This window comes from Actinomycetota bacterium, from assembly GCA_004297305.1.
Classification (GTDB): domain Bacteria; phylum Actinomycetota; class Actinomycetes; order S36-B12; family FW305-bin1; genus FW305-bin1.
The window spans coordinates 399,237-413,745 of sequence record SCTR01000006.1 but is presented as its reverse complement, the minus strand read 5'-3'; the positions used below and the strand labels follow the sequence as shown (position 1 = coordinate 413,745).

10 protein-coding genes are annotated in these 14,509 nt (G+C 69.5%); 5 read left to right on the top strand and 5 right to left on the bottom strand.

Annotated elements, in window-relative coordinates:
• Nucleotides 1-45: 45 nt before the first annotated feature.
• Nucleotides 46-948, bottom strand: a complete 903-nt coding sequence (locus EPO13_04795) for an SDR family NAD(P)-dependent oxidoreductase (protein ID TAK70475.1) — start codon at nt 946-948, stop codon at nt 46-48.
• Between the two features lie 384 nt (nt 949-1,332).
• On the opposite strand from EPO13_04795, the gene EPO13_04790 reads away from it, so the two are divergent.
• Nucleotides 1,333-2,706: an NADP-dependent succinic semialdehyde dehydrogenase gene (locus EPO13_04790; GenBank protein TAK70268.1), complete on the top strand. Its 1,374-nt coding sequence runs from the start codon at nt 1,333-1,335 to the stop codon at nt 2,704-2,706.
• A gap of 3 nt (nt 2,707-2,709) precedes the next feature.
• Here the strand turns inward: EPO13_04790 and EPO13_04785 are convergent, their stop codons facing one another.
• Genes EPO13_04785 through EPO13_04770 form a run of 4 tightly spaced genes read right to left on the bottom strand, consistent with a single transcriptional unit; the run spans nt 2,710 to nt 9,260 of the window.
• Entirely contained in the window at nt 2,710-3,438 is a 729-nt protein-coding gene (locus tag EPO13_04785) for a DUF1345 domain-containing protein (protein TAK70267.1), read from the bottom strand.
• On the bottom strand, nt 3,435-6,818 hold the full coding sequence (locus tag EPO13_04780; protein ID TAK70474.1) for an error-prone DNA polymerase: 3,384 nt from the start codon (nt 6,816-6,818) through the stop codon (nt 3,435-3,437). Before EPO13_04780 ends, EPO13_04785 begins: the two co-directional genes overlap by 4 nt.
• Nucleotides 6,818-8,548: a DNA polymerase Y family protein gene (locus EPO13_04775; protein ID TAK70266.1), complete on the bottom strand. Its 1,731-nt coding sequence runs from the start codon at nt 8,546-8,548 to the stop codon at nt 6,818-6,820. The genes EPO13_04780 and EPO13_04775 overlap by 1 nt, the downstream gene beginning before the upstream one ends.
• A 37-nt stretch (nt 8,549-8,585) precedes the next feature.
• Nucleotides 8,586-9,260, bottom strand: a complete 675-nt coding sequence (locus tag EPO13_04770) for a hypothetical protein (protein TAK70265.1) — start codon at nt 9,258-9,260, stop codon at nt 8,586-8,588.
• 652 nt (nt 9,261-9,912) lie between these two features.
• Here EPO13_04770 and EPO13_04765 point away from each other — a divergent pair.
• The 4 genes from EPO13_04765 to EPO13_04750 all read left to right on the top strand — a co-directional run bounded on the left by EPO13_04765 (nt 9,913) and on the right by EPO13_04750 (nt 14,469).
• Nucleotides 9,913-11,361, top strand: a complete 1,449-nt coding sequence (locus tag EPO13_04765) for a hypothetical protein (GenBank protein ID TAK70264.1) — start codon at nt 9,913-9,915, stop codon at nt 11,359-11,361.
• 19 nt (nt 11,362-11,380) lie between these two features.
• Nucleotides 11,381-12,421: an ABC transporter permease gene (locus EPO13_04760; protein TAK70263.1), complete on the top strand. Its 1,041-nt coding sequence runs from the start codon at nt 11,381-11,383 to the stop codon at nt 12,419-12,421.
• 5 nt (nt 12,422-12,426) lie between these two features.
• Complete coding sequence (locus tag EPO13_04755; GenBank protein TAK70262.1) at nt 12,427-13,344, top strand: ABC transporter permease; 918 nt, start codon at nt 12,427-12,429, stop codon at nt 13,342-13,344.
• A 66-nt stretch (nt 13,345-13,410) separates the two neighbouring features.
• Nucleotides 13,411-14,469, top strand: a complete 1,059-nt coding sequence (locus EPO13_04750; protein TAK70473.1) for an ABC transporter ATP-binding protein — start codon at nt 13,411-13,413, stop codon at nt 14,467-14,469.
• Nucleotides 14,470-14,509: the final 40 nt, after the last annotated feature.

The following is a 14,509-nucleotide window of genomic DNA, read 5'->3' as shown; positions in this document are numbered from 1 at the left end:
GTGGCGGGGCTCAGGTCCGGGACGTCCCGCCGAGGTACTGGACGGTCAGGAGATCTCGGGCGCCTGGACGACCCAGTCCTTGGCGTCGAGATTGTCCGTCGGAATGTGGAACTTTGTGACGTCCATGATCCGGTCGATGTTGCGGTCGATCGATTCCATCGATAGCTGCGGGTCGCGGACACCGTCGTTGAGACCCAGGAACATTCGGGCGACGATGCCGCCGCGGCAGTCGAACGCTTCACCGGTGACGCTGCAGGACTCGTGTGACAGCCAGCCGACCAGCGGGGCGACGAGTTCGACGCTGAAGGCTTCCTGTGCTGCACGCCTCGGGTGCCCCACCGGGAAGGCGGCTTCTGCCATGCGGGTGAACGCGCCGGGGTTGATCGCGTTGACCTTGATGCCGTGAGGTGCACCCAGCAGGCTGAACGACCTGGTCATCCCGAGGATCGCACCCTTGGCGGCGGGGTAGGCGATGATCTCGGCGCCGAACAGCGACACCGATGTGGTCATCACGATCCGGCCGTACTTCTGTTCCGCCAGATGCGGCCAGGCCGAGTTGGTGACGTTGAAGTGCCCGCCGGCGTGCACGCGCAGGATCCGTTCGAAATCCTTCAACTGGATCTCGCCGAGCGGTGGCTCGTTGCCGATACCGGCGTTGTTCACCACGATGTCGAGCCGGCCGAACTCGGCGATGGCCTGGTCCACCAGCCGCTGCGCGCCGGCGGGGTCGGAGATGTCGTCGCCGTTGGCGACGGCCCTGCCGCCCTCGCTGCGGATCTGTTCGGCGGCTTCCTCTGCCGGGCCGGACGTGGCGCCTTCGCCCTGCAGGTCCGTGCCGAGGTCGTTGACGACGACGGCGGCGCCGCGACTGGCGAGATGGACCGCATACGCCCTGCCCAGACCCCGGGCGCCCCCGGTTATCACCGCAACCTGGCCGTCCAACCGCAGCTGGTCCATCCGCTCTCCTCGTGGTCGGGCGGTCGCGTCGTCGGCAGATCGCCGGTCACGTCGCGCGGCACGCTCAGACAGCGTCACGGCCGGACTCGACGGCGACGCCCGGCGATCGTAGTGCCGCCTCCGTGGCCCGGTCCGCCCCGGCCTGTCCGCCCGGCCCCGCTCGGCCCGGCCTGTCCGCCGGCCCCGCTCGCCCCGGCCTATCCGCCCGGCCCCGCTCGGCCCGGCCGGCCGTCCCGCCGCAGTAGGCGCGCCCGCCCCGCTCGGCCCGGCCTATCCGCCCCGATGGCCCGCCCTGCCGTGGCGGTCCGTCCGTCGCCGCCCTGCTGTGGCGCGGCTGTCCGGTGATGATGGTGGCGGCCGACAGTGGGAGGACTCATGGCGATCGCGACGGTGAACCCGGCGACGGGCGAGACGCTGCGGCGGTTCGATCCACTGTCGGCGACCGAGATCGACGCCGCGATCGCCGCCGCGCACTCGGCGTTCGTGTCGTGGCGTACGACGGCCTTCGCCGACCGGGCCGCGCTGATGGCCCGCGCCGCCGATCTGCTCGACGCCGACAACAGCGACATCGCCGAACTGATGAGCCTCGAGATGGGCAAGACCGTGACGGCCGCCCGAGCCGAGGCGACCAAGTGCGCGCAGGCGATGCGGTTCTACGCCGAGCACGCCGAAGCCTTCCTCGCCGACGAGCCGGTGGACGGCGCACAGGTGGGGGCGTCCCGGGCGTTCGGCCGCTATGCGCCACTGGGCGTCGTCCTCGCCGTTATGCCGTGGAACTTCCCGCTCTGGCAGGTGATTCGCTTCGCCGCCCCGGCCGTGATGGCCGGCAACGTGGGTTTGCTCAAGCATGCGTCGAACGTGCCGCAGTGCTCGCTGTATCTGCAGGACCTCTTCCGGCGCGCGGGCTTTCCGCCGGGGACGTTCACCGCGCTGCTGGTCGGTTCCGGCGCGGTGGACCGGATACTGCGCGACCCGCGGGTGCGAGCCGCCACGGTGACCGGTTCGGAATCGGCTGGCCGGGCCGTCGCCGCGGTGTGTGGTGACGAGGTCAAGAAGACCGTGCTGGAACTCGGCGGTTCCGACGCCTTCCTCGTGATGCCGTCAGCCGACGTGGCCAAGGCTGCCGCGGTCGCGGTCACCGCGCGCTGCCAGAACAACGGCCAGTCGTGTATCGCGGCGAAACGGTTCATCGTCCACGCCGAGGTGTACGACGAGTTCACCGCGGCCTTCGTCGCCGGGATGCAGGCGCTGGTCGTCGGGGATCCGGCCGATCCGGCCACCGACGTCGGGCCGCTGGCGACGGCCACCGGTCGCCAGGACGTCGAACGTCTCGTGTCGGATGCACGCGAGCGCGGGGCGGAGGTGCTGTGCGGCGGCGTGGTCCCCGCCGGTCCCGGCTGGTACTACCCGCCGACGGTGATCGCCGGTGTGACACCGCAGATGGCGATGTACGCCGAGGAGGTCTTCGGCCCGGTCGCGGCGTTGTACCGCGTCGCGTCCGCGACGGAGGCCGTCGACCTGGCGAATGCGACGTCCTTCGGCCTGGGCGCCAACGCCTGGACCACCGATGCCGCGCAGCAGGAACGGTTCGTGGCGGAACTCGACGCCGGTGCGGTCTTCCTCAACGGCATGGTGACGTCGTACCCGCAGCTGCCCTTCGGCGGCACGAAGCGTTCCGGCTACGGCCGGGAACTGTCCGCCCACGGTATCCGCGAGTTCTGCAACCTCAAGGCGGTATGGGTCGGCTGAGCGTCAGGAGCGCAGGCTGGCCAGCAGGTTGATCGTCACGGCGATGATCACCGTGCCGAAGAGGAACGACACCATCGCGTGGCGCAGCACCGTGGCTCGCAGCGTTCGGGTCGACACCCCGGTATCGGAGACCTGGAACGTCATCCCGACGGTGAACGACAGGTAGGCGAAATCGCGAAACGTCGGTTCCTCATCGCCCGGGAAGTCGATCCCGCCGATCGGTTCGGAGAAGTACAGCCGGGCGTACCGCAGCGTGAAGACGGTGTGCACCACCGCCCAGGCCGCGGCGATGCTGGCGATGCCGAGCAGCACGCGCGGGGTCTTCGGTTCCGGCGCCACGATGAACAAGGCGACGGTGATCATGCTGACGATGGCGACGGTGATGAGGACCAGGTCGCGCACGATCCGGCTCGGGTCCTCGTTCTGGGCGTGCCCGGCCGTCTCCGCCGGCCCCATGGGCAGCAGCGTCGCCCAGGTCAGGATGAGGAAGGCGACCGAGGTGGTGGTCCAGCCGCCGAGGATCGCGGTACGCAGGTCGACCACGAGCAGGATCACCCCGGCGAGCAGGCCCAGGAGTACGGCGATGACGACGTAGAGGGTCGTGGTCATCGGGAACCGCCGGGCCGCCATCGCCACCGCCATCTCGTTCACCTCGATGCCCCCGCCGCTGGCCGCGGGCCGCGGTCCGAACCGTACGCCGAACGGCACGGCCGGATGGCCGTCGGCGATCAACGGAAGTCGCGGGAGCGGGTGAGGCCGGCAGGCCCTGGCATCGGCAGCGCTTCGATGCGGTCGGCGATCAGGTTGGTCACTCCGCCTTCGTCCGCGGGACCGCGCTCCACCCGGCCGCGGACGAGCATCGCCGCGGCCGAACGGGCCACCCGGCGGTACCGGGCCCAGACACCCGGCGAGCAGATGATGTTGGCCATCCCGGTCTCGTCCTCGAGGTTGACGAAGGTGATGCCGCTGGCCGTCGCCGGCCGCTGCCGGTGGGTCACCACGCCGCCCACCCAGATCCGCCGACCCGCTTCGGCCCGCCGCAGCCCCTGCGCCGAGGCGATGCCGAGCGCGGTCAGCCGTGACCGCAGCAGTTCGGTCGGGTGACCCGCCGGGGTGATGCCGGTCGCCCACAGATCCGCGATGGTCTGTTCGACCTCGGTCATCCCGGGGAGGACCGGCGCGGTCGCGCCGGTGGCGGTGCCGGGCAGGTTCGACGGCCGGGTCCCGGCCAGCGCGCCGGCGGACCACAGCGCCTCGCGCCGGGTCAGCCCGAAGCAGTCGAACGCCCCCGCGGTCGCCAGCGCCTCGGCCTGCCCGACGGTGAGCGGGACGCGGTGGGTGAGGTCGGCGAGGTCGGCGTACGGCCCCCCGCGCGCCCGTTCGGCCGCGAGCTGCGTGGCGAGATCGCTCCCGATGTGGCGTACGGCGTCCAACCCGAGGCGCACGGCCGGTACCGGCACGCCCGGCTCGCGGCCGGGTTGTTCACGATTGCCCGACTCGCGACTGTCGTGTTCGCGATTGCCCCGTTCCCCAGTCAGTTCTTCCGGTTCCAGACCGGCGGTCGGTCCCGAGGCGTTGACGTCGGGTCCGCGTACCGTGACCTGATGTCGCCGGGCGTCGGCGACCAGCGACTGCGGGGAGTAGAAACCCATCGGCTGGGAACGCAGCAGGCCGGCGCAGAATGCCGCGGGGTAGTACAGCTTGAACCACGAGCTGGAGTAGACGAGCTGGGCGAAGCTGATCGCATGACTTTCCGGGAAGCCGTAACTGGCGAAGGCGATGAGTTTCTCGAACAGACTGCGCGCCACCTCACCGGTGACACCCCGGGCGGCCATCCCGTCGTACAGCCGCTGCTCGAAGCTGCGCATCCGCTCGACCGAACGTTTCGAACTCATGGCACGGCGCAGACCGTCTGCCTCCGCGGGGGAGAAGCCGGCGAGGTCGACGGCCATCTGCATCAGTTGTTCCTGGAAGAGCGGTACGCCGAGGGTACGTTCCAAAGTCTTCTGCAGCAACGGATGAGGCGGGTCGGGAGCCTCTTTTTCGCTGCGGCGCCGGAGGTAGGGATGCACCGAACCACCCTGGATGGGACCCGGGCGGATGAGCGCGATCTCGACGACCAGATCGTAGAAGGTCCGTGGCCGCAATCGGGGCAGGGTGGCCATCTGGGCCCGGCTCTCCACCTGGAAGACACCGACCGAGTCGCCCTGGCAGAGCATGTCGTAGACCCGAGGATCATGGTGCGGCAGTGAATGCAGCTCCACCGCGACGCCGTGGTAGTCGGCGACGAGGTCACGAGTGTGCTGGAGCGCGGTGAGCATGCCGAGGCCGAGTAGATCGAACTTGACCAGGCCGACCGCAGCGCAGTCGTCCTTGTCCCACTGCAGCACGCTGCGGCCCGGCATGCGGCCCCATTCGACCGGGCAGACCTCGACCACCGGCCTACCGCAGATCACCATTCCGCCGGAATGGATACCCAGATGCCGGGGGAAGTTCCGGACCTGTTCTGCCAGTTCCATCACCGCGGGCGGGATGTCGTTGTCCGAGGCATCGGACAACGATCCCCAGCGTTCGATCTGCTTGGACCAGGCGTCCTGCTGTCCCGGCGAATGCCCGAGCGCACGTGCCATGTCCCGGACCGCGGAGCGTGGACGGTAGGTGATGACGTTGGCCACCTGGGCGGCGCACTGCCGGCCGTAGCGGTCGTAGACGAACTGGATCACCTCCTCCCGCCGGGCCGAGGAGATGTCGAGATCGATGTCGGGATAGCCCTCTTCGCGCTCCGGGGAGAGGAACCTCTCGAAGAGCAGATCGTGGTCGACCGCGTCGACGGTGGTGATACCCAACGTGTAACAGACCGCGGAAGTGACCGCCGAACCTCGGCCCTGGGCCAGGATGCCGTTGCGGTGGCAGAACTGTGCGATCTCCCACACGATGAGGAAGTACCCGCAGAAGCCCAGTCCCTCGATCATGTCGAGTTCCTTGGCCAGCCGGGCACGGGCCCGGGCACGCAACGCCGGATCCTTGGCTGCGTAGCGCTCCTGTTCGCCCGCCGCGACCAGTTCACGCAGGTACGTCGCCTCGGAGTGCCCGGCCGGCACCGGGAACGGCGGCAGCCCCGGCGCGATGAGGGCGAGATCGAAGGCGCACTCCAGCCCGAGCCGCAGTGCCGTGGGCACTGCCTGCGGATAGCGGGCGAAACGGGCGGCCATGTCCTCCCCGGAGCGCAGGTGTGCCGCCGGCGCCCCCGGGAGCCAGCCGTCGAGTTCGTCGAGACTGCGCCGGGCCCGGACAGCCGCCAACGCCGCGGCGAGTCTGGCTCGGGACGGAGTGGCGTAGTGGACGTTGCCGCTGGCCACCAGGGGCAGCCGGGCGTCGTGTGCCAGCGCCGCGAGGGCGTCGCAGCGTTCGTCGTCGAGCGGATCGCCGGTGCGGTTCAGTTCCACCGCGACGTTGTCGCGCCCGAAGAGCCCGACGAGGCGGTCGAGTTCGCGGCGCGCGGCCGCTCGTCCCTCGGTCACTAGTGCCTGCGGCACAGCGCCTTTGCGGCAACCGGTGAGGATCAGCCAGCTGCCGCCGGCAGCCGCCCCCAGCTCATCCAGGTCGTACGTCGGGCGTCCCTTCTGTCCCCCTCGGGCATGTCCGTCGCTGATGGCCCGGGAGAGCCGGTGGTATCCGGGCGCCCCGCGCGCGAGGACCAGCAGATGCCGGCCCACCGGATCGGCGACACCGTTCTGCGGCGCCGGCAGGTCGAGACTGAGCTCGGCGCCGTAAGCGGTCGCGACTCCGAGTGTCTTGGCTGCCTCGGCGAACTGGACGACGCCGTACAGCCCGTCATGGTCGGTCAGGGCCACCACGTCGAGGCCGAGCCGTGCCGCTTCCTCGGCGAGTTCGTGCGGATGGCTCGCGCCGTCGAGGAAACTGAAATTGGAATGGACGTGCAGTTCGGCGTACCGGACGCGATCAGCCGGCCGGGTCGGCAACGACGGTGGGACGTAGGGCTGCCGGTGCCGGGTCCACGCCGGTGCATCGTTGCCGTCGCCGGGCGCAGGTCGTCCCGACAACACCCGTTCGAATTCCCCCCACGAGACTCCCGGATTGTTGAAGCCCATCAGTCGTACGACCCCTCGATCACCCATCGGCCGGATTCGCGCGCCAGCAGCAGCGCGGCGCCCTCGACGCCATGTCCCGCAGCGCCGTATCCCGCCGCGCCGTGGCACGCATCGGCCGAAACAGACTCAGTCGGAACAGCATCGGCCGACACGGAATCAACCGAAACGGAATCAACCGAAACGGACTCGGTCGGAACGGGATCGGTGGCGGCAGCGCTGCGCCCGAGGACGACCTGCAGCCTGGCCACTCGCCGGGCCGCCGCCGGGTCCCACCAGCGTTCGTCCAGCGTCCAGGGCCCGGCCCAGGCGAGCACCGCACGGTCGATCCCGCCGCGCCGGACGATCGCCGGGGCAGCGCTGAGCTGTTGTCGGGAACTCACCGTCACCGGTTTTCCCGCTGCGTCCTGGACCTCGACCGGCTCGGCGACGGCGGGCAGCGTCGTGGGATGCGGACCGGGTAGCCGCCCGGGCCAGGGTGGGGCTGCCGGATAGGCCGGCGCCGGCTCGTCCTGCCAGGCCACCAGGCGTATCCGCTCGGCCGGTCCGCGACCGCCACCGGGCACCGCGATTACGACCGCCTCCGCCCCGACCATGCCCTGGACGCGGGCCAGTGCCCGATGGACGCGGGCATCGTCCTCGGCACGTTCGGCACCCCACAGTGAAAGCTGGAACCCGCTGTACTGCACGACTTCCTCGGCGATAAGGCGGAGCCGCGCGATCCCACCGGTCGGCCGGGCCGAGGCCCGTCCGCTGAGCCAGCCGTCGAGCTGCCAGCGGATCCGGTCGGCGATCGCGGTCGCGGTGAGCGCGCCGTCGCCACGCCAGTGCCGGGCGTGGTGTTCTGCGGCGGTCGTGACGATTTCGATCAGGAGGCGCGTGCACGCCAGGCCGTGCGCGGCGAGCCTGTCCTGCAGTTGCCCGGCGACGGCACGGGCGGCGAAGGCGGCGGGCTCGACCTGGTCGGCGGGCGGGTCGAACTCCGCGCCGACCGCCAGATCGATCGGGATCGCGCGGCCGACGATGGGATAGGGATCGAGTCCCCGGGCCAGTCGATGGGCGACGACGGCACCGGTATCGAATCGGGAGGCGACGTCGGCTGCCGACAGTGCGGCGAACGCGCCGAGGGTCCGCAGTCCCAGCCGCCGCAGCACCGCGACGAAGTCGTCCCGTTCGGGACCGGCGCCGGCGGTGCCGGCGACTCGCAACGTCGCGATGTCGTACGGGGCGAGGAAGGTCGCGCTGCCACCCGGAGGGACGACGCGGTAGTCCGTGCTGGCGACCAGGGCGGTGAACAGCCCGTCGGCCACGCCGACCCGGGTCCCGGGTGTGGTCCCGGTGAGCTGGGTCTCGACCGCGGCGCCGAGGAGCTCGACGACCTGGTCCTCGCCGCCGAAGTAGCGGGCGGGGCCTTGGGCCCGGACCGCGAGGATCCCCGGGCCGACGACGGCGACGCCGGGAGCGAGTTCCTCCACCGCGGTCACGACCGGCTCGAACGCTCGCGCGTCCCGGTCCGGGTCGTGAGCAAGGAGGAGGAGTTCCGGGCAGCGGGCCTGGGCCTCACGGCGGCGGTGTCCGTGGCGTACGCCGTCAGCCCGGGCGGCCACGGACACCGCGACGACCCGGTTGGCCTGTAGGACCGCCGCGGGGGTGTCCGGGCTGATACCGGCGGCGGTGATCGGCCAGTCGGGGCAGACGACGACGACGGTGCGTGCCGGGTCCGGACGGCCCATGGCTACGCCGCCGTTGCCGTGGCATGGCGGCCCACGACTACGCCGCCGTTGCCTCGGCGCGAGGGTCCGGCGGGTCCGGGATGTCGCCGAACTGCACCACGGCGTGCCGCGGGCGGCTCGCCGCCCCTCGGCCGGTCGACGTGACATCGAGCCGGGCACCGCGCAGTCGGCCGTAGCCGGAACCCACGCCATACCAATGGAACTCACCGCTGCGCAGCACGACCTCGGCACCCGCCCACGGTCCGAGGACGAGCAGGACGGCGCCCCGGTCCCGGACTCGGGAGGTCAGCCGTCGCGTGTCTGCGGCGCTGACGGTCCCGGGCGGCCGTAGTACGACGATGTCGGCGGCGTCGAGCAGAGCGGCCACGACCAGCGGCCACTGCGGTCCCGGTGAAGGGACGAGCGCGAACCGCGCTGGATCGACTCCCTGCTCGATCGCGGCGAGTACTCCCAGGTCCGCCATCCCCACGGCCACGACCCAGGAACCGGTCTGCGATGCGCGGTCGAGCAGCGCAAACACCAGCCCGAGGGAGCGTTCCACCCGCACGATCGATCCGCGCCGCAGTCCGCCGGCCGGCAGCAGCCCCGCTAATTGCGGCTGCACCGGCAGCAACGCGGCGCCTCGCGGATCGCCGCGGGTGACCCCGAGGCGTGTCGCGAGCGTCGCGAGTGCCGGAGGCTCGACGGGAGCCGCCACCGGGGAGCTGGCCATGGTGCCGACATTCGCACACTTGTACGAATCAAGGCAAGCGCGGTGGTGACTTCCGAAGCGCACCTGCGGCGGAAAAGATCTTGGCTTCGACCATCGACACGGGGACGGCGGGCGGCTAGCTTTTGCTGATCCTGAGGATCGGCCTCAGGAGCCAGATCCCGACAGAGCACCCCAAGCGCACCACAGTCGGCTGCCCCAGCGGCCGACCTTCACCCGGCATTCAGTCGCCTCGGTCCGCCGTGACATGGGCCAGACCGAGGGTCCATTGAGTGTTTGCCGGCTATTTGTCGTCGTGCCCGTAACGGCTGACGACGTCATGTCCGAAACAGCTCATGCCGTCGCCGTCATAAGTGACGAATTCGTACGATCGCTGCAGTAGGCCACACATACCAGCTGCCGGCGAAAGGCAAATAGGTAACGAATCGACAACCTCTCAGCATCGCGTCCGTCGCGATGGCCAGTCGGTGATCAAGTGCTCTTGACACGACTTCTTGGCCGCTGTGAGGATCAAGCGCCGTTGACTGTCTGGGCGTACTCAGGAGGACTTGTGCCAAAGCGTCAGCCGTTGTGGATCGGTGTCGTTGCTGCGTCCGCCATAGTCCTGAGTGCCTGCAGCGGTGGGGGAAGCGGGTCGAGCCAGTCCAGTGGACCGGTGCAGATCGACACGAACGCCACGCTGCGGATCGCCCACTCGAATAACGCCGCAGCGAACTTCGATCCGCCGAACGACGCCGGATTCAACGGCGACTTCCAGTTCCACACGATGGTGTATGACCGGTTGCTCCAGGTGGACGTGAAGAATGCCGTGCAACCGATGCTCGCCACGGAGTACAAGTTCGACGCGGCTGGGACCACGTTGACGTTGACCTTGCGTACCGGAGTGAAGTTCACCGACGGGACGCCGTTCAACGCGGCCGCGGTCGTGGCCAACCTCCAGCGGGCGCAGAAGACCGGCACGGTCACCGCGACGGCGCTGTCCAAGCTCAGCAGCATCGAGGCGTCCGGCGATTCCACGGTGATCCTGAAGCTGACCAAAGCGGAGCCGGCGTTCATCTACACCCTCACGTCGACCGCCGGCTTCATGATCAGCCCGGCCGCGTTCGCCGATTCGGCGAAGCTGGCCAAGACCCCGGTCGGGACCGGCCCGTACACGTTGACCAGTGCGGACACGGCGTTGACCTACGACTTCACCCGCAATCCCGGATACTGGGACACCTCGCAGCAGTTCCCGGCCAAGGCTCGCAATCAGCTGATCCTGTCCGAGCAGGCCAGGCTCAGTGCGCTGCAGACCAATGCGGTCGACCAGACGTCGTTGTCGGCGGTCACCGCCGACCAGGCCAAGAACTCCGGATTGCAGGTCTCCACGGTTCAGTCGATCAGTCCGCTGGCGCTCCTGCTCAACGACAAGCTGGCGCCGCTGGACAACCCTGACGTACGCCGGGCCATCAGCATCGGTATCGACCGGAATGCCGTCAACGCCGGCCTGAACGGTCACTGCCAGCCGCTGCAGCAGCCCTTCCCTGAAGGAATCTCCGGGCACACCAAGGACTCGATCAACTACAACGTGACCGAGGCCAAGCGGCTGATCTCGACAGCCGGGGCCAACGGAGCGACGATCAAGCTGCTGTCGATCAACCTCGAACCGCATGCCACGATCACCGACATCCTTCAGGCGCAGCTCACCGCGCTCGGTTTCAACGTCGTCCAGACCAAAATCGAGGCCAACCTCGGTCGCCGTACCTTCTCCGAGGGCGGATATCACGCCTTCCTGATCGGGACCACGGCCACCGCGCCGGACCCGACGGCGTATCTGGACGGCTTCGCCTTCGGCGCGGCGAACCCGGGCACCAAGAACTACCCCGAACTGCTCGCCCTGGTGAACACCGCCCGTGTCCAACCCCTGGGCAGTGCAGCTCGCGACACCGAGTTCGGGAAGGTGACCACGTACCTGCTGGACAAGCCGGTCTGGGTTCCGGTGTGTGCCCCTGAACACACTTACGTCGGCAGCAAGAATCTCGTCGGACTCACCTCCATGAGCTACACCAACGTCCAAACCTCTGGCGCCGACCCCAGCCATCTGCAGATCAAGGTCGGCAGTTGATGGCAATCTCGGCTAGCCGATGACACTGACGTCTGCTGTCACCGAACAGGAGCAGGAGGCCGTCGAGACCGCTCAGGTCACCCGGCGGCGACGGCACCCTCTCCTGCAGTACATCCTCTGGCGGATCATCCGGATCGCGTTCGTCGCCCTGTTGGTGACGTTCGTCGCCTTCGTCCTGGTCGCGCTGGTGCCGGGTGACCCGGCCCAGCGCGCCGGGGGCGAGGACGCCACTGCCGAGCAGTTGAACGCGATCCGGACGGCGATGGGACTCGACCAGTCCTTCGCCAGCCGGTACGTCGGCTACCTGCAGGGGCTCTTGCACGGCGATCTGGGAAGTTCGGTATCGCTCTTCCGGGGCGAGTCGGTCGTCAGCATCGTGGCGCACGCGGTGCCGGTGACGCTCTCGCTGGCGGTGGTGACGATGTTCCTCGTCATCCTCGTGGGAGTTCCGGCTGGCGCGGTCGCCGCGATCTGGCAGGGCAGCGTGATCGACCGGTTCGTGACCGGATTCTCGACGGTCGCGCTGGCCGTCCCGGCGTTCGTGCTGGGCCCGATCCTCGTCCTCGTCTTCGCGGTGCGGCTCGGCTGGCTGCCGGCACTGGGGTTCGTCCCGCTCAGTGACGGTTTCGTTCCCTGGCTCTCGCACCTGTTGCTACCCGCCCTGGCGCTCGGGTTCCACCTCATGGCCGAGGTCGCCCGCCAGGTGCGAGCGGCGATCGTGGGAGAACTGCAGGAGAGCTATATCCGGACGGCTCGGGCGAAAGGCCTGAAACTGCGCAAGATCGTCGGCAAGCACGCGATGAAGAACGCCGGCGTCGCGGTGATCACGGTGGTCGGCCTGCAGTTCGGGGTGATCGTCGGCGGCTCGGTGATCGTGGAGTCGATCTTCAACCTGCCCGGTCTCGGGCATCTGGCGTACAACGCCGTTGTTCGCAGTGACTTCCCGGTGATCCAGGCGATCGTCCTGCTGACGGCGCTCGTCGTCCTGTTGGTCAATTTCATCGTCGATCTGTCGTATCTGTACTTCGATCCCAGGCTTCGCCGGCCGGCAGGGGCGTGAGACCGATGGCTACCTACGCAGCCGAACCGGCAGCGCCTGCGGGCGGGAGCGGCTCGACGTCGCCGGCCGAGAGCCGGCAACGCGCGCCGCGACGCTTCGTCATCCTCCGTGCGCTGTTCCGTTCGCGCCGCAGCAAGGTCCTGGCCCTGCTGCTGGTGGTCCTGATCGTCCTCGCTCTGCTGGCACCCTGGATCGCGCCGTACGGCGAGAACGAGCAGAACCTCTTCGCCCGCCTGCAGGGACCCAGTGCCGAACACCTGCTCGGTACCGATCGTTTCGGGCGGGACATCCTGACGCTGCTGCTCTACGGGCTGCGGCTGAGCCTGGCCGCCGGCGCGGTCGCCGTCAGTGTCGCGGTGGTCCTCGGCGTACCGACGGGGATGCTCGCCGGCTGGCGGAAGGGATGGTTCGCCTCGGTGGCCAACACCGTCGCCGACGTCCTGCTGTCCATCCCCGGAGTCATCTTCGCGCTGTCGGTGATCGCCATCCTGGGTCCGGGGCTGGTGCAGGCCATGGTCGCGGTGGGCCTGTTGCTGTCGCCGCGTTTCTTCCGGATCGCGCGCGCGACGACGCAGAGTGTGCGAGAACGCAGCTACATGGAGGCGGCCCGCGCCGCCGGGTGTTCGACTCCGCGCATGCTGGTCCGGCACGCGCTTCCCAACAGCATGCCGCCGTTGCTGGTCCAGGCGACGTTCGGCTTCGGCTTCGCCGTCGTGGTCGAAGCGGGGCTCAGCTTCCTCGGCCTGGGGACCCAACCGCCCGCGTCGAGTCTGGGGACCATGATCTCCAGCGCGTTCACCAGTATCGGCCAGGCGGCGTGGCCGATCTTCCCGCCGTCCATCCTGCTCGGCATCGTCATCTACCTGGTTGCCTCCCTCGGCGACGAGATGCAGGACTCGCTGCGCACCGGTGGAGGGATCTAGGTGAGCGTGGAAGGAACGCCCGGCGGGAGTGCGGCACCGGGGGGGACCGAGTTGCCCGGCGGGACGCTGTCGGCCGACGGAACTGCGGGGCCTGCCGGCCAGCCGGACGCCCCGTTGCTGGAGGTCTCGGGCCTGTCCATCGAGTTCCGTACTTCCGCGGGCCTCGCGCGGGTCGTCCAGAACGTGAGCTTCCAGGTCGGCCGTGGTGAGGCGCTCGGCCTGGTCGGTGAATCCGGCTCGGGCAAGACCACGACCAGCCTGGGGATCATGGGACTGCTGCCGGCCAATGGCAGGGTCGCCGCCGGCAGCGCCAAGTTCCGCGGCCGTGACCTGTTGCAGTTGCCCGGCGAAGAACTCAGGACGCTGCGGGGCAGGCAGCTGGCGATGATCTTCCAGGACGCGTTGCGATGCCTGAACCCGGCGTTCACCATCGGCGACCAGATCGCCGAACCGGCGCGGCAACACCTCGGACTGAGCAGGTCGGCTGCCCGGGCGCGCGCCAAGGAGATGCTCGACCTCGTCGAGATTCCCCGGGCCGCCGAGCGAATCGATGCCTACCCGCACATGCTCAGCGGCGGGATGTGCCAGCGGGTGATGCTGGCTATGGCCCTGGTGTGCGAGCCCGCGCTGTTGTTCGCCGACGAACCGACGACCGCGCTCGACGTCACCGTGCAGAGCAACGTCCTGGCGCTGCTGGACCGGTTGCGCGCGGACCTGGGGCTGTCGGTGGTCTTCATCACCCACGACCTCGGTGTCGTCTCGGAACTGTGCGACCGGGTTGCGGTGATGTACGCCGGAGAGATCGTCGAGATCGGCAATACCCACCAGGTGTTCCGGACTCCCCAGCATCCGTACACCGCTGGGCTGCTCGGCTCGATACCGGGCATGGCCGGCGCCGGTACGGGCCGATTCGGATTCATCCGTGGCACCGTGCCGGCACCGACCGCCTGGCCGCACGGCTGTCGGTTCAACCCGCGGTGTGACTACTGCGAGCCCGATCGATGCACGGTCGAGCCGATCCCCTTGCGGCCCACCGATCCTGGCGGACAGGCTCGGTGCGTCCGGTCAGCCGAGCTCGAGTTGGCCGGGGTGTCCGCCGCGCCCGGCTCCGCTGCGGCGGTGTGAGATCCGGCGCCTGCCGTCCCGATACGCCCCACCCGCACCC

Bases quoted from the DNA above. Each gene is read 5' to 3' on its own strand.
- EPO13_04790 (TAK70268.1), top strand. From the start codon at position 1,333: ATGGCGATCGCGACGGTGAACCCGGCGACGGGCGAGACGCTGCGGCGG.
- EPO13_04780 (TAK70474.1), bottom strand. From the start codon at position 6,818: ATGGGCTTCAACAATCCGGGAGTCTCGTGGGGGGAATTCGAACGGGTG.
- EPO13_04775 (TAK70266.1), bottom strand. From the start codon at position 8,548: ATGGGCCGTCCGGACCCGGCACGCACCGTCGTCGTCGTCTGCCCCGAC.
- EPO13_04770 (TAK70265.1), bottom strand. From the start codon at position 9,260: ATGGCCAGCTCCCCGGTGGCGGCTCCCGTCGAGCCTCCGGCACTCGCG.
- EPO13_04760 (TAK70263.1), top strand. From the start codon at position 11,381: ATGACACTGACGTCTGCTGTCACCGAACAGGAGCAGGAGGCCGTCGAG.
- EPO13_04755 (TAK70262.1), top strand. From the start codon at position 12,427: ATGGCTACCTACGCAGCCGAACCGGCAGCGCCTGCGGGCGGGAGCGGC.